At 63.2% G+C, this 18,980-nt stretch carries 20 protein-coding genes and 2 pseudogenes; 13 read left to right on the top strand and 9 right to left on the bottom strand.

Features of this window, described 5'->3' with window-relative positions:
- Positions 1–10 precede the first annotated feature (10 nt).
- Positions 11–862 carry a LysR family transcriptional regulator gene (locus NKJ08_RS24620; RefSeq protein WP_352529388.1) on the top strand — a complete coding sequence of 284 codons (852 nt, stop codon included), beginning with the start codon at positions 11–13 and terminating at the stop codon, positions 860–862.
- Between the two features lie 14 nt (positions 863–876).
- Here the strand turns inward: NKJ08_RS24620 and NKJ08_RS24615 are convergent.
- Both NKJ08_RS24615 and NKJ08_RS24610 read right to left on the bottom strand, forming a co-directional pair.
- A pseudogene (locus NKJ08_RS24615) lies at positions 877–1,631 on the bottom strand (SDR family NAD(P)-dependent oxidoreductase).
- A gap of 83 nt (positions 1,632–1,714) precedes the next feature.
- On the bottom strand, positions 1,715–2,383 hold the full coding sequence (locus NKJ08_RS24610; protein ID WP_352529386.1) for a glutathione S-transferase family protein: 669 nt from the start codon (positions 2,381–2,383) through the stop codon (positions 1,715–1,717).
- Positions 2,384–2,533: 150 nt separating this feature from the next.
- Between NKJ08_RS24610 and NKJ08_RS24605 the strand changes: the two genes are divergently transcribed.
- Positions 2,534–2,713, top strand: coding sequence for a CsbD family protein (locus NKJ08_RS24605; RefSeq protein WP_352529384.1), 180 nt, complete (start codon positions 2,534–2,536; stop codon positions 2,711–2,713).
- A gap of 66 nt (positions 2,714–2,779) precedes the next feature.
- On the opposite strand, the gene NKJ08_RS24600 is transcribed toward NKJ08_RS24605, so the two are convergent.
- The gene (locus NKJ08_RS24600) at positions 2,780–3,910 is read right to left on the bottom strand and encodes a metallophosphoesterase (RefSeq protein WP_352529382.1); all 1,131 of its coding nucleotides are present in this window, start codon (positions 3,908–3,910) and stop codon (positions 2,780–2,782) included.
- 120 nt (positions 3,911–4,030) lie between these two features.
- Here NKJ08_RS24600 and NKJ08_RS24595 point away from each other — a divergent pair, with 120 nt between their 5' ends.
- Positions 4,031–4,624: a hypothetical protein gene (locus NKJ08_RS24595; RefSeq protein WP_352529380.1), complete on the top strand. Its 594-nt coding sequence runs from the start codon at positions 4,031–4,033 to the stop codon at positions 4,622–4,624.
- Positions 4,625–4,686: 62 nt separating this feature from the next.
- Here NKJ08_RS24595 and NKJ08_RS24590 read toward each other — a convergent pair whose 3' ends face one another.
- Positions 4,687–5,298, bottom strand: coding sequence for a TetR/AcrR family transcriptional regulator (locus tag NKJ08_RS24590; RefSeq protein ID WP_352529418.1), 612 nt, complete (start codon positions 5,296–5,298; stop codon positions 4,687–4,689).
- A 271-nt stretch (positions 5,299–5,569) separates the two neighbouring features.
- Positions 5,570–5,971, bottom strand: a complete 402-nt coding sequence (locus NKJ08_RS24585; protein ID WP_352529378.1) for a hypothetical protein — start codon at positions 5,969–5,971, stop codon at positions 5,570–5,572.
- 133 nt (positions 5,972–6,104) lie between these two features.
- On the opposite strand from NKJ08_RS24585, the gene NKJ08_RS24580 reads away from it, so the two are divergent.
- The 5 genes from NKJ08_RS24580 (at position 6,105) to NKJ08_RS24560 (ending at position 10,568) form a co-directional block, all read left to right on the top strand.
- Positions 6,105–6,881 carry an NIPSNAP family protein gene (locus tag NKJ08_RS24580; protein ID WP_352529376.1) on the top strand — a complete coding sequence of 259 codons (777 nt, stop codon included), beginning with the start codon at positions 6,105–6,107 and terminating at the stop codon, positions 6,879–6,881.
- A 114-nt stretch (positions 6,882–6,995) separates the two neighbouring features.
- The gene (locus NKJ08_RS24575; protein ID WP_352529374.1) at positions 6,996–7,754 is read left to right on the top strand and encodes an SDR family NAD(P)-dependent oxidoreductase; all 759 of its coding nucleotides are present in this window, start codon (positions 6,996–6,998) and stop codon (positions 7,752–7,754) included.
- A gap of 269 nt (positions 7,755–8,023) precedes the next feature.
- On the top strand, positions 8,024–9,421 hold the full coding sequence (gene fumC, locus NKJ08_RS24570) for a class II fumarate hydratase (RefSeq protein WP_352529372.1): 1,398 nt from the start codon (positions 8,024–8,026) through the stop codon (positions 9,419–9,421).
- A 154-nt stretch (positions 9,422–9,575) separates the two neighbouring features.
- Positions 9,576–10,010 carry a DoxX family protein gene (locus NKJ08_RS24565; RefSeq protein WP_023677622.1) on the top strand — a complete coding sequence of 145 codons (435 nt, stop codon included), beginning with the start codon at positions 9,576–9,578 and terminating at the stop codon, positions 10,008–10,010.
- A gap of 144 nt (positions 10,011–10,154) precedes the next feature.
- Entirely contained in the window at positions 10,155–10,568 is a 414-nt protein-coding gene (locus tag NKJ08_RS24560; RefSeq protein WP_352778799.1) for a DoxX family protein, read from the top strand.
- Positions 10,569–10,586: 18 nt separating this feature from the next.
- Here NKJ08_RS24560 and NKJ08_RS24555 read toward each other — a convergent pair whose 3' ends face one another.
- The 3 genes from NKJ08_RS24555 to NKJ08_RS24545 form a co-directional block, all read right to left on the bottom strand.
- A complete protein-coding gene (locus NKJ08_RS24555; RefSeq protein ID WP_352529369.1) occupies positions 10,587–11,213 on the bottom strand; it encodes a hypothetical protein in 627 nt (208 codons plus the stop codon).
- A 63-nt stretch (positions 11,214–11,276) separates the two neighbouring features.
- Complete coding sequence (gene ppx / locus NKJ08_RS24550) at positions 11,277–12,809, bottom strand: exopolyphosphatase (protein WP_352778803.1); 1,533 nt, start codon at positions 12,807–12,809, stop codon at positions 11,277–11,279.
- Positions 12,809–15,010 carry an RNA degradosome polyphosphate kinase gene (locus NKJ08_RS24545; RefSeq protein ID WP_352529365.1) on the bottom strand — a complete coding sequence of 734 codons (2,202 nt, stop codon included), beginning with the start codon at positions 15,008–15,010 and terminating at the stop codon, positions 12,809–12,811. Before NKJ08_RS24545 ends, ppx begins: the two co-directional genes overlap by 1 nt.
- A gap of 150 nt (positions 15,011–15,160) precedes the next feature.
- Between NKJ08_RS24545 and NKJ08_RS24540 the strand changes: the two genes are divergently transcribed.
- Positions 15,161–15,406 (top strand): zinc-finger domain-containing protein, encoded by a 246-nt coding sequence (locus tag NKJ08_RS24540; protein ID WP_254820632.1) that lies wholly within the window; start codon positions 15,161–15,163, stop codon positions 15,404–15,406.
- Positions 15,407–15,425: 19 nt separating this feature from the next.
- The gene (locus NKJ08_RS24535) at positions 15,426–16,661 is read left to right on the top strand and encodes an FAD-dependent monooxygenase (RefSeq protein ID WP_352783731.1); all 1,236 of its coding nucleotides are present in this window, start codon (positions 15,426–15,428) and stop codon (positions 16,659–16,661) included.
- A 218-nt stretch (positions 16,662–16,879) separates the two neighbouring features.
- Here the strand turns inward: NKJ08_RS24535 and NKJ08_RS24530 are convergent, their stop codons facing one another.
- Positions 16,880–17,551 carry a TIGR02117 family protein gene (locus NKJ08_RS24530; protein WP_352529361.1) on the bottom strand — a complete coding sequence of 224 codons (672 nt, stop codon included), beginning with the start codon at positions 17,549–17,551 and terminating at the stop codon, positions 16,880–16,882.
- A gap of 107 nt (positions 17,552–17,658) precedes the next feature.
- Between NKJ08_RS24530 and NKJ08_RS24525 the strand changes: the two are divergent.
- The 3 genes and pseudogenes from NKJ08_RS24525 to NKJ08_RS39085 all read left to right on the top strand — a co-directional run bounded on the left by NKJ08_RS24525 (position 17,659) and on the right by NKJ08_RS39085 (position 18,967).
- Positions 17,659–17,923, top strand: a pseudogene (locus NKJ08_RS24525) (metal-sensing transcriptional repressor).
- Positions 17,920–18,576, top strand: a complete 657-nt coding sequence (locus tag NKJ08_RS24520) for a cation diffusion facilitator family transporter (protein ID WP_502896131.1) — start codon at positions 17,920–17,922, stop codon at positions 18,574–18,576. Before NKJ08_RS24525 ends, NKJ08_RS24520 begins: the two are co-directional and overlap by 4 nt.
- Positions 18,530–18,967, top strand: coding sequence for a cation transporter dimerization domain-containing protein (locus NKJ08_RS39085; RefSeq protein ID WP_502896132.1), 438 nt, complete (start codon positions 18,530–18,532; stop codon positions 18,965–18,967). The genes NKJ08_RS24520 and NKJ08_RS39085 overlap by 47 nt, the downstream gene beginning before the upstream one ends.
- Positions 18,968–18,980 lie beyond the last annotated feature (13 nt).

The raw sequence follows: 18,980 nt of genomic DNA, 5'->3' as shown, positions 1-18,980 counted from the left end.
AGGAATTCTTATGACTGGAGATATCGACGTCAGGCTGCTGCGCGCCTTCGTCACCGTGGCCGATACGGGAACGGTGAGCCGGGCCGCCGATCGGCTTGCCCGCACCCAGGCGGCGGTGAGCATGCAGCTTCAGCGCCTAGAGGGCGAAGTCGGCGCCGAGCTGCTGCGCCGTTCGCCGCGCGGCGTGACGCTGACGGAGGCCGGCGAGATCCTGCTCGCCTTCGCCCGCAAGGCCATCGCGATCGGCGAGGATGCCAGGCGCGAGATAGAAGGCCGCAGGCTGGTCGGCCGTGTCCGGCTGGGCATCGTCGAGGATTTGGCGGTGACGCGGCTGCCGCTGATCATCGCCGACTTCCGACGCCGGCACCCTTCCGTGGAGATCGAGCTGACATCGGCCAGCAGCACCGATCTCAGCAAGTCGCTAGGCGAGGAAAAATGCGACATCGTCATGGCCGATCCGGCGCGCTTCGCAAAAGCGCCGCGAGGCCATCTGTCGCGACAGCTGGTCTGGGCGGCAAGCCGCATGATCGAGATCGATGACGAGGTCGAGCTTCCCTTGATCATCTTCGAAGGTGCCTGCTCCTGGCAGGACCGAATGCTGGCCTCGCTCGCAGAGGCCGGGATCGGCTGGAAGGTCGGCTGCCGCGTGTCGACCTTCGCGACGCTGATGTCGGCGCTCAGGGCCGGGCTTGGCATCGGGCTTCTGCTGCAGGAAGGATTGCCGCCCGACTGCCAAAGCCTCAATGGACGCTTCAACCTGCCGCCGGCGCCGACGGCGGATTTCGGCGTCTACATCGCGAAGGACCCATCCCGGCTGGTCGAGGAGTGTGGCGATTTCCTGCGGGCGGGATTCGAGGTGTAGCGAAAAGACGTCATTCACCGTTCCTGGTCGGTCGGGCGGATGACGATCTCGTTGACGTTGACGTGTGCCGGCTGGCTCACGGCATAGAGAATGGCCGCGGCGATGTCCTCGGCGGTCAGCGCCTCCATGGCGGCGAGCCGCTTATCCAGATCAGCCTTGAACGCCGGATTGGTGATGTGGTCGCCGAGCTCGGTATGCACCAGGCCGGGCTCGATGACGGTGACGCGAACCTTGTCGGCGTAGACTTCGCGGCGCAGCGACTCCGAAAAGCCGACGACGCCGAACTTGGTCGCCGCGTACCCGCTGGCGCCGGGATTGGCGACGCGGCCGGCAATCGACGAGACATTGACGATGTGACCCTTGGCGGCCCTGAGATGCGGCAGCGCCGCCTTGGTAACGCCCATCAGCGCCAGCAGGTTGAGCTAATCATGCGGCGCCAGTCGTCGAGAGCCGCCTCGGAGGCCGGCGACAAAAGCATGACGCCGGCATTGTTGACGAGGATGTCGAGGCGGCCCCATTCGGCGACGACCTTGTCGACCATCGCGGTGACATCGTCGTTGCTGGTGACGTCGGTCTCGATGCGGAGCGCCGTGCCGCCGGCCTTTTCGATACGCGCGCCCAGCGCTTCGAGGCGATCGGCGCGGCGTGCGGCAATCGCCACCTTTGCCCCGGCGGCGGCCAGCGCCGCAGCCGTCGCCTCGCCGATGCCCGACGATGCGCCGGTGACCAGCGCAATCTTGCCGGCCAGTGCGGAGGAAACAGATGTCATTGTAAAGTCTCCAAAACCCCTGCCCGACCTTCCAGATAGGCCGCGGGCCGCGATGTGAAAGACCGGCTGTCGGTTACCCGGCTCTATTCGTCGGGGCCGGGCTCCGGCCATGGCTCCTTTGCCGCCTCGGCATACCAGTGGCGCATCGCCGGCATTGAAAGCACGGCGTCGACATAGGCGCGGGTGTCGGGCGCCAGCGTGCCGCCATAGGTGTCGAAGCGGGTGACGACCGGCGCATACATGGCGTCGGCCGCGGTGAAATGGCCAAACAGGAACGGCCCGCCTTTGCCGTATTTTTCACGGCATTGCCGCCACAGCTCCTCGATGCGCGCCCGTTGCGCCTCACCGTCGGCGTCGAGCGGCTTGTGGCCTTTCGGCCGGCGCAAATTCATCGGCCAGCCGTAGCGGACCTCGCGAAAGCCGGAATGCATCTCGGTCGCCGCCGAGCGGGCCAGCGCGCGGGCGCCGATATCGGCCGGCCAGAGCTGCTTCTTGGGAAACAGGTCGGCAAGATATTCAAGGATGGCGAGGGTTTCCCAGACGATCAGGACCTCGCCATTCGACAGCCGATGGTTCAGCACCGGCACCTGGCCGGTCGGCGATATCCTGGCCAGATTGGCGGCGGTCTCGGGCGTGCGCAGGCGCACAAAACCCTCTTCGAACGGGATCTCCAGATGCTTCATCGCCAGCCATGGCCTCAGCGACCACGACGAAAAACACTTGTTGCCGATGAAGAGCGTGAATTCAGCCATTGTCCCTCTCCGGCCCTGCCTGCTCGGGCTTTCTGGCGCACCCTATCCTGTCCGCTTCGCGGCCGGAAGCCGGCCCAAATCGACCGGCCGAAGCCGGAACCTAAGCGATCGGCGACCGTTTCTTTAGGCGAACGGTTCAGGAGATGCGCGATGGTGAACAAGGATCAGGTTGCGGGCGTCGCCAAGCAAGCCAAGGGCTCGGTCAAACAGGCCGCCGGCAAGGCCACCGGCAACAGGCGCACCGAGGCTGAAGGCGATGTCGACAAGGCCACCGGCAAGATACAGAAGGCTTACGGCGACGTGAAGGACAAGGTGAAGAAGGCGCTTTGATGCTGGCCCTTCGCAAACCAGGAAAAAGGCGGCTCGGCCGCCTTTTTTTGCGCCGTCTCTTACCCGTCAGAAAGTCAGATTTTTGCTGTACGCGTTGGTGAAGGTGACCTCGCCATGATCTCCGGCGGCTTCGCCCAGTACCACATCCATGCTGTTGCCGGTCACCCGCGCCAACGCGAAGCCGCCCATGAAGGCGGCCTTCGGCTTGAACAAATCGAGCCCGCCACGATGATAGATCATCGGCGTCGCGTGCTGATGGCCATGGAAAATGCCGACGACATTGTAGCCTTTCAGAACAGCCAGCAGCGCCTGCCTGTCCGCCTCGCTCCACCAATGCGGCGGACCCGTGCCGCTGTCGTCGAAGGTTCTCTCCGCGGCGTCCCATCTTTCAATCGAGAAAGTATCCCAGCCATAATGCTGGAACAGGATAACCGGGCGGCCGTCGCCGGCATAGGTCGCCAGATCCTGCTTCAGCCATGGCAGGCTGCTGGCGGCGCCATGGCCGGTGTCGCCGGCAAAGCGGTGCGTCTGGACAAGATGCAGACCGCCCCAGTCCCATGAATAGCAGTCGGTCTCGACGTTGTAGTCGGTCGCCGGCGCGGGCGGCTTGAAGAACACGCCGGGGCGGTGGTTGACCTCGACGTAGTCGCGCATTTCGCGGCGGTACCAGTCGACATGCGAGCGCGGGCCGTTCTGGTCGAGGTCGTGGTTGCCGAGGCCGACATAGACCGGCATGTGCACGCGGTCGGGGCCGACGCCTTGCTGGTAGCGCTGGCTGAACTGGAGCAGCTGCGTGCCCTCGCTGGGCTGGGTGATCTGGCCACCGCCATCATCGGTGATGTCACCGCCAACGACGAGGCCGAGCGGCGTGCCGATGCTGCCTTTTGAGCGCAGGTCGGTGGCGACGCCGTTGATTTCAGCCGGCCATTGTCTGTCGGCGATGCCGTTGAGTGCAGCGACATTGCGCAGCAGGGCGGCGTCGGTCTTGCCTTCCTGCTCGCAATGCGGGCTCAACCCGCTCTCCGTGCGGCAAGCATGGACATCGGCAATGAACAGGAAGGTAGCGTCGATGGGCGGGATGCGCTGCCCGGTCTGGCCGAAGGCCGGACGCGAAACGGCGCCGGCCGCGGCAAGGCCCGCTACGTGCATCAGGAACCTGCGCCGGGAGACCGGTCGAGCCGGGATACGGTTCATCATGCATCAAAGTTCAGCATGACAGACGCCTGCAGTCCAGTTCTCTCGCACGGCATGTCGACACGCTGCCTTCGGTCTGGCATTGCTTTCAGCATTCAACCTGCGCGGGCAGAGGAGGACGCCATGAAAACTGTAACCATCGGCATGATATTGGCCATTCTGGCGGTGACGAGCGCAGCGCATGGCGCCGAATGCATCGACGCCAAATCAGCCAAGGCCGGCTTCATTCTCGAAAGGCCTGGCATCCACAGCGAATTTCGTCCGGCGGCAGGCGGAATGGTGGCCGTCGCCAACAAATACCAGTCGCAATCGCCACAGTCGCAGTTCCTGTTCGGCGGGCTGATCGAGGTGTTTCGCGACAGCAGCACGGGCGAGCTGGCGATGATCCCGTATTCCGATCTCAGAAAGCTGTTTCCGCTGAAGCCGGGGGCAAAGAGCAAGACCGTGTTTGCTCGCCTCGCGCCGAACAAGCCGCCGAAGGGCACCGAGACGCTGGAGATCAACGTCAAGGGCAAAGAGACGTTCAGCCTCGGCGACTGCAAATACTCCGTGCTCACGGTCAAGCAGACGATCAGGAGCGAAGCCGGCGAGACGCAGGACGAGTTTACCGCGCTTTACGCACCCGACCTGCAGGCGGTTGTGGCCAGGCGCTATGACGAGGGCACCAGTGCCGAAAGCGTGGTCGGCTACGAGCTGATCAAGCCGCTGCCGAATTAGGACACCGGCCTTCCGGCCTTGGTCGTGACATCAGCGGCGGCGGCGCCTCTGTCCTGCCGGCGTCAAAGGGCTCTGTGCAGTATCCTGCGACGTCGCCTCGCTCCTGTCTTGGACGATGTAGCTCCCTGCTCCAACGCCACCAGGCAGTCGCGCAGCACGCTTGCGTCCTGTGCGGTCTTGGCCATCGACATGGCGCCGGAATAGATGGCGACGGCGAGCGCTGCGAAGCGCTGCGGATCGGTGCCCTGCTCCCGGCCCGCCTGCTGGTCGACCCTGAGCTTGTCGGCGATCGCCTGACGCCAGGCCGAAAAAATGCCGGCAAGGGCCGTGCGGAAATCCGGATCGGCAAGCGACAATTCATGCGCCAGATTGTTGAGCGGGCAACCGCGCACGAAACCCTGCTGCTCCAGCTCCGCCGCGACGGCCGCAAACACGGAGCGCACGCCCTCCCGCGCCGAGCCGGCCATCCGCACCGGCGCGATCCATGTCTCTTCGACGGCGGCGGCGACCCGCTCCTCGATCACTGCAAGCGCCAGCGCCTTCTTGGTCGGGAAATGGTGGTGCAGCGCACCGCCGGTGACGCCCGCCGTCGCCATCAGGTCGCCCATGCTTGAGGCGTGGTAGCCGCGCGCCTGAAACGCCTCCTCGGCGACATCGAGCACCTTTTTGCGCATGCCTTCGGGGTTGTTGGTGCGTTTTTGAGGCCGCGCCTTTGCGCGAGCGGCAATCTCAGCTGACATTTTCACACGATAGCAGATTGACAAAACAGGACAACCGGTCTGTTTTGTCAAATAGCCGATTTGGGAGCTGCCTGGCGCGACGCCGCCAACGCCACGGTGATCGGATTCGGACGACGCGCTGCTGAGGCCGCATGGCCGGCCGCCGGCTTAGAATCATAAGGGATGTTCACGTCGGATTATGCTTATGATGGCAGATACTGAGCTTCTACTCTTTCATGAACCAATCAATATCCAACGTGCCTTTTCGCCACTCCGTTGCGGTCACATCGGCGCTTGAACTAACCACCCACGATTTCGCGTCTCTTGAGAGTCGCTTCATTTCAGCAAGAGCCAGTTTTTCCTCGAGCGGCAAAAGGTGCCCGGCACTCCAGAGCCTGACATTTTCGTCTGTATGCCTCAGGATTCCCAATAGAAAAGATCGCCCGCGATCAGTTCGGTTCCTGATCTCCCTTATTGCGCGGATCAAGCGGTCGTGAGCCGCATTCGATCCTTTGACATCCCCCATTTCAAGTAGCTGACGGTGCAATATGGCAGCCTCAACGTATTCTTCTTCGAGGCCTCTTGCCGGCGCTTTTGGCTGCTTCACACCGAGCACTTTCTTGCGCATGCCTCAGATCATTGGCGCGTTTTCGAGCCCGCTCGGGCGAGCACCAATCTTTCACACGATAGCAGATTGACAAAACAGGACAACTGGTCTGTTTTGCAAAACAGGATGACTGCCCTGTTTTGGAGATCGAGCGATGAACCTGCCTTTGAACGCCGTGCCCAACCTGCTCGCCTCGCCCATCGTCGAACTCCGGCAATACACGCTGAAACCCGGCCGGCGCGAGACGCTGATCGGCATCTTCGACAATCATTTGATCGAGGGCCAGGAAACGGCAGGCATGACCATCATCGGCCAGTTCCGCGATCTCGATCGGCCGGACATGTTCGTCTGGCTGCGCGGCTTCGATGACATGGAAGCGCGGAAGCACGCGCTGGGCGCCTTCTATGATGGGCCGGTATGGGCTGCCTGGCGCGACGCCGCCAACGCCACGATGATCTCATCCGACGACGTGCTGATGCTGAGGCCGGCTTGGCCGGACGCCGGCTTCGACCTCTCGGGACTGCGCCGGACAGCCTTGCAGGATCTCGAAAAGCCGAGCGCAAGCAGTGATTTGCAGGCAATCATTGTCATCAGGATTCATCATTTGCGACCGGGCCTGGAAGCCGGCTTCGCCAACGACTTCCAGACCGGAGCTCTTCCAGTGCTCGCCGCATCTGGCGCACGGCCACTCGCCGCCTTCGTCAGCGAACATGCCGAAAACAGCTTTCCGCGGCTGCCGGTGCGGGCCAGTGAAAACGTCTTCATCAGCGTCACGGGTTTCGACAGCGCGGACGCCCATGCCCGCCACGAGGCAGCCTTGGCCGCATCCCCGGAGTGGCAGGCCTTCCGGCAAAGCGTCCAGTCACGCATGGCCAAGCCGACTGAGACTTTGCGGCTGTCGCCAACCTCACAGTCGCTGCTTGGGCGGTGACACGAGGCGAAGTTTCATACGCTGGGATAGGCAGGCGACTTGACCCGGAGTGCAGGCAGCGCTGCTCTGGGGTGCATGCCGCCGGCGGAAGCGGCACGCGCGCGGGAGCGTTGAATGAGACTTCACGGTAAACGGGCGCTGGTCACCGGCGGCTCTGACGGGATCGGGCTGGCGATCGCCGAAGCTTTCTTGCGCGAAGGCGCGGACGTGCTGATCGTCGGCCGCGATGCCGGGAAGCTCAAGGCCGCCCGCAAGCAGCTCGGGGATGACGTCGAAACGCTGTCGGCCGACCTGTCGGCCAGCGCCGGCATCGACGCCGTGGTCGAGCATGTCAAGCGCGGCCCACCTCTCGATATCCTCGTCAACAATGCCGGCGTGGCGTTCCTGGTGCCGTTCGAAACCGTCAGCGAGGACCAGTTCCAGCAGTCGTTCGCGCTCAATGTGACGGCGGTGTTTTTCCTCACCCAGGGATTGCTGCCGCATCTCGCGCCAAGCGGGGCTTCGGTGATCAACATCTCGTCCTATTTTGCGCACAAGATGATCCCGAAGCGGCCGTCCAGCCTCTATTCGCTGTCGAAAGGCGCGCTCAATTCGCTGACCAAGTCGCTCGCCTTCGAGCTCGGGCCGCGCGGCATAAGGGTCAATGCCATCGCGCCCGGCACGGTCGACACAGCGATGCGGCGCAGGTCGATCGAAAACCTGCCGGAAGCCGCGCAAGCCGAGCTCAAGGCCTATGTCGAGCGCAGCTATCCGCTCGGCCGCATCGGCCGGACCACCGACCTTGCCGGCATCGCGGTCTATCTCGCCAGCGACGAGGCGGCGTGGACCAGCGGCGGCATCTTTGCCATCGACGGCGGGTACACGGCGGGGTGAGAGGAGCGCCTCTTCCTTCTCCCCCTGTGGGAGAAGGTGGCCGAGCGAAGCTCGGTCGGATGAGGGGTGTTCCAGCTTGACACCACCGCATTCCGTCCAACACCCCTCATCCGGCTCGGCGCTACGCGCCGATCCACCTTCTCCCACAAGGGGAGAAGGAAAGGCGCCACTCCTTCAACCGATTTGCATCGCTCCCACCCGCAATCTCCGCTTGAAGGCATTTGTGCAACGCGATACGCCGTTTGCAAATTGCAAACCGGAGAGACCTCGTGAGCGCGCCAGAGACAAGAACCGAAACCGACACGTTCGGTCCCATCGAGGTCGCCGCCGACCGCTATTGGGGCGCGCAGGCGCAGCGTTCGCTGGCCAATTTCAAGATCGGCTGGGAAAAGCAGCCGGCCTCGATCGTGCGGGCGCTGGGCATCGTCAAGCGGGCGGCCGCCGAAGCCAACATGGAGCTGAAGCGGCTCGATCCGGCGATCGGCAAGGCCATTGTCGAGGCCTCCCAGGAGGTCAGCGACGGCAAGCTCAACGACCATTTCCCGCTGGTCGTCTGGCAGACCGGCTCGGGCACCCAGTCCAACATGAACGCCAATGAGGTGATCTCCAACCGGGCGATCCAGCTTTTGGGCGGCATTATGGGGTCGAAGAAGCCGGTGCATCCCAACGACCACGTCAATATGAGCCAGTCATCGAATGACACCTATCCGACGGCCATGCACATCGCCTGCGCCGAGCGCATCATCCACGATCTGCTGCCGGCGCTGAGGCATTTGCACGCGGCGCTCGAGGCCAAAACCGAGGCTTTCGCCCACATCGTCAAGATCGGCCGCACCCACACGCAGGACGCGACGCCGCTGACGCTCGGCCAGGAGTTCTCCGGCTATGCGGCGCAGGTCGCCTCGTCGATCAAGCGCATCGAGATGACGCTGCCCGGCCTGCAGGAATTGGCGCAAGGCGGCACCGCGGTCGGCACCGGCCTCAACGCGCCGGTCGGTTTTGCCGAAAAGGTGGCGGCGCGTATCGCCGCGATCACCGGCATCGATTTCGTCACTGCGCCGAACAAGTTCGAGGCGCTCGCCGCCCATGATTCCATGGTGTTCTCGCACGGCGCCATCAATGCCTGCGCGGCGGCGCTGTTCAAGATCGCCAACGACATCCGTCTGCTCGGTTCCGGCCCGCGTTCGGGCCTCGGCGAATTGTCGCTGCCGGAAAACGAACCGGGCTCCTCGATCATGCCGGGCAAGGTCAACCCGACCCAGTGCGAAGCGATGACGCAGGTTTGCGTGCAGGTGTTCGGCAACAATGCGGCTATCAGCTTCGCCGGCAGCCAGGGCCATTTCGAGCTCAACGTCTACAATCCGCTGATGGCCTATTGTTTCCTGCAGTCGGTGCAGCTGCTCGCCGACGCCTCCATCTCCTTCACCGACAATTGCGTCGTCGGCATCGAGGCCCGCGAAGACAACATCAAGGCGGCGCTCGACCGTTCGCTGATGCTGGTGACCGCGCTGGCGCCGACGATCGGCTACGACAACGCGGCCAAGATCGCCAAGGCGGCGCACAAGAACGGCACGACGCTGCGCCAGGAAGCCTTGGCCACCGGGCTGGTCAGCGAAGCCGACTATGAGCGGCTGGTGCGGCCGGAGGACATGACGCATCCGGGCTAAGGTATGTTGATATCCCTGAATCTCAACACACCTATGTTGATCGCGAAAACGTTACCTCGGTGAACAATCCGTAACCAATCCGGCGTCTTTGGTGAACAGTCGGCCTGCGCTAACTGGACGGGTATTCCAAACCCTTCTGGAGAGAGTAACCGCCATGTCCACCAACACGTCCACCAACACTTCGTTTGCCGGTTCCGGCACCGCCGCCGGCGCCTCGGGCACGATCCTGCTCGGCCGCATCCTGCTGTCGGTCATCTTCCTGCTTTCCGGTTTCGGCAAGCTGACGGCGATTGCCGGCACGGCCGGCTATTTCGGCAGCCTCGGCCTGCCGCTGCCGATGGTGACCGCCATTGTCGTCGGCCTGATCGAACTGCTTGGCGGTCTCGCCATCCTCGTCGGCTTCCAGACCCGGATCGTGGGCTGGGTGATGGCGATCTTCACCGTCGCCACCGCACTGGTTGCCCACACCGGCTGGGCCGATCAGATGCAGATGATCAATTTCCTGAAGAACGTCGCGATTGCCGGCGGCTTCCTCGTGCTCGCCTCCTCGGGCCCCGGAGCCTACTCGATCGACGCCAAGCGCGGCTGAAGCAGTCCAGCATTACTTGGACAAAAGGGGTGCGGAATTTTCCGCGCCCCTTTTTCGTTGTCGGTTTGTGCCCTTCGGTCCGCTGACGGAAAACCTGCTAAGATCGGGCGCCAGGCCAAGCGGCCGTCGACAACGGAGGTGAAGATGCCCCGCAATGCGCTGCTTTTGCTTTCCCGGCTGCTGTTTGCCGCACTGTTCGTGCCGTCCGGCTTCCATGCGCTTGCCGACATCGCCGGCACATCGGGCTATTTCGCCGGCCTCGGCCTGCCGCTGCCAACGCTCGCTGCCTGGGGCACGGGGCTGTTCGAACTGATCGCCGGGCTGCTCATCCTCGTCGGCTTCAAGACGCCGATCGTGGCGCTGCTGCTCGCCGCCTTTTGCGTCGCGACAGCGTTCATCGGCCACTATGGCCAGGGCGGCGGCGATCCGACGCTGACCTTCATGCATTCGCAGATGCTGATGAAGGACATCGCGATATCAGGCGGTTTTCTGGCGCTGGCGATGGCTGGCGCGGGTGCATGGTCGGCCGACGGCGGGATGGCTGCAGGGACTGGCTAAGCTGCCGCCCGGCTCGGCTCATTTGCTGTCGAGAAAGACGAACTCCGCAAGCCTGGTTATGTTTATGGGCTGAGAGAGAAAGGCGCCATGCCCCATTCGACCGACGCTGATGGTCAGGCAAACCTGTCTGCTTTCCACCGCGATCGGCAGCCATTCATATCCATATTGATCTGCGCCCTTGGGGGAGTAGCTCCGAAGATTGCTGTCAATCGCGACATACAGGTAGTTGCGCAATTGGATCAGGCTTGCCCTCTTAACGTATGGCAACAGGTCGGTTCGGCCCACGATAGGCTCAAGAAAGTTGCCGAGGGGCTGATGAACGGACACGGTTCGATCGACAGCGCCAGGACAGAGATTAACGTCCGCATAAAATGTGTTCATCGAAATCGATCTTTGAAATTTGATCATTTCGTCGCTTATTCTAAATACAAAGTAATTTATCTTTTGCCCATTTTTAGGTTCTAAAAAACCTTTGAGCAAATTGAATGGTGTTTTGCCGTCTGCGCCTTTTGGATAACTCTTCTCAAACTCAAACGCGCCTGTTGCAGCAACGGAAACCTTGGAAACCGTCTGAGCTCTGGCCGCGTCGAAAATCAACAATGGCAGGATGGAAAGCAGCAGCGGCAGGATTTGACTGGATTTCACGATCTTCTTCCCCCTAGCGTGCAGTCGTCGCGATTGGTATCCAATTCAGCGCCGGGCCTGAAGCTACTTCACCGAAACGCTTGGCCCGCCCTCGACCGCCAGCACCAGCCGGCGGTTGGTGACCCTTGCCAGCTGTGCCAGCCGGCCGGCCGGCCGCTCGCCGTAAAGATCGGCCAGCGGCGCCGGCAGGACCAGCGCCAGCACGCCATTGCCGCGGTTTTCCCATTTCAGCCGCGGCATGACGCCCGGCATTGCCGCGGTCAGCAAATAGACGACGCGCAGCAGCGCGGCCAGCACACGGGCGCGCTCGAGATAGCGCGGTGTCGCCAGTCCGCGGATTTCCGGAGCGGCTTCATTGAACACGCCCTCGTGGCGAAACAGGCTGACAAGCGCCAGGAAGGCGCGGCCGGGATGGTCGACGCCAATGAACGAGGCGTGGGCGATGATGTTGAGCGATTGCTTGCCGCGATATTCGGGATGGGCGCGCCAGCCGATATCGGCGAGCAGGCAGGCGGCGTGGCGGTAGCGCGCCTCATCCCTGGTTTCGTTGATGCCGAAGGCAGCGAAGGCCTTGCCGGTCCATTCGACAAGCTCATGCGCGTGGTCGACCGAGCGCGAGCGCAGGCGGGCAAGCTCTTCGGCCGCCGAGATCAGTGGATCGGCCTTCTGCTCGGCCTTGTCGAGCAGCGAGTAGAGAAAGCCCTCGCGCACGCCCAGCGCCGAGACGATGATCTTCGACGGCTGCATCGCCGCCATGATCTCCTGCAGCACGATGGCGCCATAGGGCAGCAGCGAGCGGCGGTTCTTGGAGATGCCCTCGATGCCCTTGACCTTATCGATCTCTGCTTTCGCGACCTGCCGGAGGAAGTTCGCGGCGCTTTCGATGCCGATCTCGTAATGATGCATGACGCCGAGCGGGTAGTTGGTCATTTCCATGTGCAGTCGGGCGAGGTTTCGCCAGGTGCCGCCAACCGTGTAGAAGGCCCTGCCCTGCCCGGCTTTCAGCAATTTCGCCCGCGCCAGTTGCTCGCGCGTGATCTTTGCCGCCTGGGCCAGCGAGTTCTTCGCCATGTCCTGCAGGCGCAGGCCGCCCAACGGCAGCGTGATGCCGTCACCGATCGTCTCACCGTCGATGTCGATCAGTTCGAGGCTGCCGCCGCCAAGATCGCCGGCAATGCCGTTGGCCGGGTGGAAACCGGAGATGACGCCGAGCGCCGAATAATGGGCTTCCTCGCGGCCGCTCAGTACCTGGATCTCGGTCTTGAGCACATCCTCGGCGCGGTGGATGAAGTCGGGGCCGTTGACCGCCTCACGAGCGGCGGCGGTCGCCAGCACATACATGCGCTCGGCGCCGGCCTGGTCGGACAGCGCGCGGAAGCGGCGGAACTCTTCCATGGAGCGCGTCACCGCCTCGGGATCGAGCTTTCCGGTCGAAACGATGCCTCGGCCGAGGCCGGCCAGCATCTTTTCGTTGAACAGCAAGGTCGGCGAGCGCGCCAGCCCCTCATAGATGACAAGACGGATCGAGTTCGACCCGATATCGATGATGGACAGCGGTCGGCGGTCCTGAAGCCGGCCCTGGGATGCTGAAATCATCAGCCCGTCGCTGCGTTCTGTTTCTTGCGGCGCTTGAACTGCGCGATGCGCTTGGGCGCATGCGACTTCAACGCATCGCCCCGTCCGGACAGGCTCGGATTGGTCATGAAATATTCCTGCGCGTTGAACGGTTCCTCGCCCTCCTCCAGCACAACGCGCCGGGAAGTTCCGTCAGCCAATACGTCGAAACTTTGCTGGTTGTCCATGATGTTGCCGAGCATGATCTGGCCGAGCACCTGTTCATGCACAGTTGGATTGGTGATCGGCACCATGGTCTCGACGCGGCGGTCGAGATTGCGCGGCATCAGGTCGGCTGAGGAGATGTAGACGATCGCCCCGTCCGAGGGCAGGCCGTGGCCGTTGCCGAAGCAATAGATGCGGCTGTGCTCGAGGAAGCGGCCGACGATCGACTTCACCCTGATGTTCTCCGACAGGCCGGGCACCTGCGGCCTCAGGCAGCAGATGCCGCGCACGACGAGATCGATCTCGACGCCGGCGCGGCTGGCATCATAGAGAGCATCGATGATGATCGGGTCGACCAAGGCGTTCATCTTCATCCAGATGCGGGCCGGCCTGCTCTCCAGCGCGTGACTGATCTCGTCCGAAATGTGCTTGAGGATGCGGTCGCGCAGCGTAAACGGCGAGATGGCCAGCCGCATCTGCTCGGCCGGCTCGGCATAGCCGGTGATGAAGTTGAACAGCTGGGCGACATCGCGCGCGATCGTCGGGGCGGTGGTGAAGAAGGACAGGTCGGTGTAGATGCGCGCGGTGACAGGGTGGTAGTTGCCGGTGCCGAGATGCACGTAATTGCGTAGCCTGCCATCCTCGCGCCGCACCACCAGCGACATTTTCGCGTGGGTCTTCAGCTCGAGGAAGCCGAAGACGACCTGGACGCCGGCGCGCTCGAGGTCGCGGGCCCAGCGGATGTTGGCTTCTTCGTCGAAACGCGCCTTGAGCTCGACCAGCGCCGTCACCGACTTGCCGGCCTCGGCGGCGTCGACCAAAGCGCGCACGATCGGGCTGTCGTTGGAGGTGCGGTAGAGCGTCTGCTTGATTGCCACCACTTCCGGGTCGGCCATCGCCTGGCGCAGGAACTGCACCACCACGTCGAAGGATTCGTAGGGGTGGTGGACGATGATGTCCTTCTCGCGGATCGCGGCAAAACAATCGCCGCCATGCTCGCGGATGCGCTCGGGGAAGCGCGGGTTGTAGGGCGTGAATTTCAGATCGTCGCGGGCGACGGCGACGATCTCCGAAATCTGGCTGAGCGCCAGCGGACCGGTGAGCACGCTGATGCGGCTTGCCGAGACGCCAAGCTCGCCGGCGACGAAGTCGCGCAGCTCGGGCGGCATCAGCCGGTCGAATTCGATCCGGATGACCGAGCCGCGGCGCCGCCGCTTCAGTGCCGTCTCGAACAGCCGCACCAGGTCCTCGGATTCTTCCTCGACCTCGATATCGCTGTCGCGGATGATGCGGAACGTACCGGAGCCCTTGACCTCATAGCCGGGGAACAGCTTGCCGATGTAGAGACTGACCGCCTCTTCGAGCGGGATGAAGCGGACATGGTGCTTGCGATCCGGCAAGCGGATGAAGCGCCTCAGCGCCACCGGCAGGCGCAAAAGCGCGCTCATTTCCTCGCCGTTCTTGCGATGGCGCAATTGCAACGCCATCGAGAAACCGAGATTGGGAATGAACGGAAACGGATGCGCCGGGTCGATCGACAGCGGCGTCAGGACCGGAAACACCTGCTCCTGGAAATGGTCCTCGAGCCAGACCTTCTCGTCCTTGGTCAGCGCATCACGGGTGATGCTCTCGATGCCTTCCTTGTTGAGCAGCAGCATCAGCGCCGAAAGACTGTTCTGCTGGTCCTCCTGCAGACGTTCGACCTCGCGCAGCAATTGTTCGAGCTGCTGTTCGGGGGTGCGGCCGTCCGGGCTCTTCAGCACTATGCCTTCTCGCACCTGGCCGGCAAGACCGGCGACGCGGACCATGAAGAACTCGTCGAGGTTGGCGGCCGATATCGACAGGAAGCGAACGCGCTCGAGCAGCGGATGATTGGCGTTCAGCGATTCCTCAAGCACGCGCCGATTGAATTGCAGCCAGGAAAACTCGCGATTGACGAAGCGGTCGGGATTGCCGCCTTCGGGGCTCGCCACCTCGACGGTGATGAATTCGTTCTGGACCGGCTTCAGTTCGTTCATGATTCCTGCTCTTCCCACACCCGTCCGCCGATTACGGCGTTAACCGGCTTAACTTATCCTCTGACAGGCTTTTGCGACAGTTTCATTTCATCGATCTTGCAAAGAGACGGGTTATAATCCAGATGCAATCGACAAGATCAGGAGACGACGATGGCAGGCGGTTCCATTCCCCATTTCCAGAACGATGCGGGCTATCCGGCGATCGACATCGGCGTCAAGGAATTCATGTGCACCGGCGCCAACCCACCTTTCGACCATCCGCATGTGTTTCTCGACATGGGCGACGACAATGAAAAAGTCTGCCCCTATTGCTCGACGCTCTATCGCTATTCGCCGAAGCTGAAGGCATTGGAAACGCAGCCGCCGGGCTGCCTCTATATCGACCAGGCCGCCTGATTCTTCCGCGACAAGCCTGATGCGAGAAACGCAGTCCCGGCAGGTGGTCATCGCCGGGGCGGGCGTCGCCGGGCTGACCGCGGCATTGGCCTTCGCCGAGCGCGGCTATTCGGTAAAATTGTTCGAACAAGCGCAGCACCTCGAGGCTGTCGGCGCCGGCATCCAGCTTTCGCCCAACGCGACGCGCATTCTTCGACAACTCGGCGTACTCGATCGGCTGATGCCCAATGCGGTGCGGCCCGAGGCGGTCGTACTCAAGGATGCCGCCACGCTGCGCGAGCTGGCGCGCGTACCGCTTGGCCACGCCGCCGAAACGCGCTGGGGGGCGCCCTATCTCGTCGCCCACCGTGCCGATCTGCAAGCCGCGCTGATGCAGCGAGCAGCCGAGCGGCCTGAGATCGAGCTTGTCACCGGTGCCCGCGTCGGCAGTGCCGCCACCGGACCGCATGGCATCACGGCGACGATCGAGAGCGCCGGCACGACCGTCGAAACCGCGGCATTCTTGCTGATCGGCGCCGATGGCGTCTGGTCGTCGGTGCGAGAAAAGCTGGCCCGCAAGGAGGCCGATTTTGTCAGAAGCCGCTTCTCGGGCGAGCTTGCCTGGCGCGCCACCGTGGGTGCCGGCAGCCCTGCTGGGCAAGCCTTTGCAGCGGTCGGCGCGCCCTATTGCGTTACTGCATTCCTCCATCCCGGCTTCCATATGGTCGCCTATCCGGTCAGACGTGGCACTGCCTTCAACCTCGCTGCCTTCACCAAGGGCGAGCGCATCGCCGAAGGCTGGTCGGGGCATGCCAACCCCGCCAGTTTCGCCTGCGCCATGCGCGGTACCGCGCCGGCGCTGGTCCGGCTGGCGGGCGAGGCGGCGCCGTGGACGGCATGGCCGATCCACACCGTCGAGCAGCGGCGGTGGACGACGCGGGAAGGGATCGCCCTGATCGGCGATGCGGCGCATGCGATGACGCCCTTTGCCGCACAGGGCGCGGCGATGGCGATCGAGGACGCCGCGACGCTTGCCGGCTTCGTTGCCGCTTCGCCAGCCGATCTTGAGGGGGCGCTTGCCGCTTGGGAACAGGCACGGCGGCCGCGCGTCGCCCAGGTCGCCCGCCGCGGCGCCATCAACCGCCTCGCCTGGCATGCGGCCGGGCCGGTGGCGATGGCCCGCAACCTGTTCCTGGCGATGCGCTCGTCCGAAAAGCTAACCGCTGATCTCGACTGGCTCTATGGCTGGCGGATGCCGGATGGTGGCGCGCGATGATACGCTCGACAGGCCGGCGGGACAGCGCCCCTCTCTGTCCTGCCGGACATCTCCCCCACTTGGGGGGAGAATCGGCCGTCACCTCGGCTTTCGCCAATTTGCAACGTTGCAGGATGAAGCGCAGCGCCGAAGCTGCCAATCTCCCTCCCTGTGGGGAAGATGTCCGGCAGGACAGAGGGGGCGCGAAGAATCGCGGCGCTGATCAGCCGGAACACCTGTCAATCATAAAGCCGCATCGACAGGCCGAGCGAGGCCGGCAGCGGGTTCCACCAGCCTGTGCGCAGCCCGGCTATGCGTAACGCCGCCGCCGTCCAGGTGTTGCAGCCGACCAGCGCGTTGAAATGGCCGTTGGCTTCGAAAAAACGATCGAAGCGGGAATAGGCGGCGTTCTCGATCGGCATGGCCCCGTTGGGTCCCTGCTGGAAGCTTGCTGCAATGTAATCGAGCAGCGCCGCAAAGCGCTCATCGCCGATGGCGAAGCCGGCGACGTCGGGATGCAGCTCGGCGATGTCGCCGGAAACGTCGACATGCATCACCGAGGCGTCGACGGTCAGCGCCTTGAGCACCGGCACCGCCTTCAGCTCCGACCAGGTCGGCGTCTCCAGATAGAAGGCGCGGCCGCCCCAGCCGAAGACGATGTAGCGGACCTCCGCCATGTCGGCCGGAATGCCGGCATCGACCAGGAAATGGAAGCGCCGGCGCACATTGTCGTCGACCGGGATGGCGATGTCGGTGTGGATCGGATTTTGCAGCACCAGGATGCGGTGGCTTGCGCCGATCGGATCGGCAACGGCCGCCGGCCAGAGCGGGCGCGGCAGCAGCGTGCCAAGCGCCACCGCAACGACTATTGCGACGACCAGCAGGCCAAGAAAACGAGCAAGCTTCTTCATGGGGAAGGCATAGAGCAAGCAATGCTCAAGGTGAAGTGTCTGTGGAAGTTGTACCGGCTGATAAAAGCGCTTGACGCATATCCTCCCCCGGAGGATATGCGTCAAGCATGTCAGATCACCTCCATGCTTCGCATCCTTCCATCATAAAGCGCCTGAAGCGCGCGCAAGGCCACCTTGCGGCGGTGCTGTCCATGATCGAGGCGCATCGCCCTTGCGTTGATCTGGCGCAGCAGCTCCATGCCGTCGAAAGGGCCATCAGCAGCGCCAAGCGCGAGCTGATCCACGATCACATCGAACATTGCCTTTACTGACAGCGCGGAAACCGGCGGCAATTCGCTGGCGGAGCTCAAGCAGCTGGCGAAGTATCTATGAACGACATTGTAGTGCGGATTCTGGACTGGTTTGGTTTCGGCTCGCACGATCCCGCCACCCATAACCATAGCCATGGCGATCACCGTTCGCACGCTCACACCCACGGCGTCATCGATGCAACGATCGCCACCACCGATCGTGGCATCTGGGCCATAAAATGGTCGTTCGTCATTCTGGCAGTCACGGCGGCATTGCAGATGGTCGTGGTCGTGCTGTCGGGCAGCGTGGCGCTGCTGGCCGATACGATCCACAATATCGGGGATGCCACTACGGCGATTCCGCTGTGGATCGCGTTCATGCTGGCCCGGCGCAAGCCATCGCGGACCTTCACCTACGGCCTTGGCCGGGTCGAGGATCTGGCCGGGATCATCATCGTCCTGATCATCCTGTTCAGCGCCATTGTCGCCGGTTACCAGGCGACTGACAGGCTGTTCAATCCGCTAGGTGTGACACATCTCGGCTGGCTGACCGCGGCGGGTATTGTCGGGTTTCTCGGCAATGAGGCTGTCGCGGTGTTCCGCATTCGGGTCGGTCGGGAAATCAACAGCGCGGCGCTGATCGCCGACGGCTACCACGCCCGCACCGACGGGCCTTACCAGCCTTGCCGTGGTCCTCGGTGCGTTTGGCGTCTGGCTCGGTTTTCCGCTGGCTGACCCGATCGTCGGCCTGCTGATCACGATCGCGATCTTCGGCATCGTGTGGCAGTCGGCTCGCTCGGTGTTGACCCGCATGCTGGACGGCGTCGACCCTAGGGTAATTGAGGAAATCCATCATGCCGCCGAGCGTGTTCCGGGCGCGCATATTGTCGATGCCAAAGCGCGCTGGATCGGTCATAGATTACACGCCGACATCGCAATTGCCGCAGACGAAACTCTGCCGCTGTCGGAAGCGAACAAGATCGCGGCAGCGCTGAAAGACAAACTGTTCCAGTATATGCCAGCCTTGGCTGCGGCGAACGTGCGGTTTTCAACCGAACGTGGAGAGAACGACCATCCGCACCCTCACGAGCACGCGGCTGCCGAAAACCACGGCCACGAGCGTTGACGCTCCTTTGTAG

This window comes from Mesorhizobium sp. M0244, assembly GCF_040321795.1.
Classification (GTDB): Bacteria; Pseudomonadota; Alphaproteobacteria; order Rhizobiales; family Rhizobiaceae; genus Mesorhizobium.
Note: the sequence above shows the minus strand (reverse complement) of the source record. Positions and strands in the feature narration are given on the sequence as shown.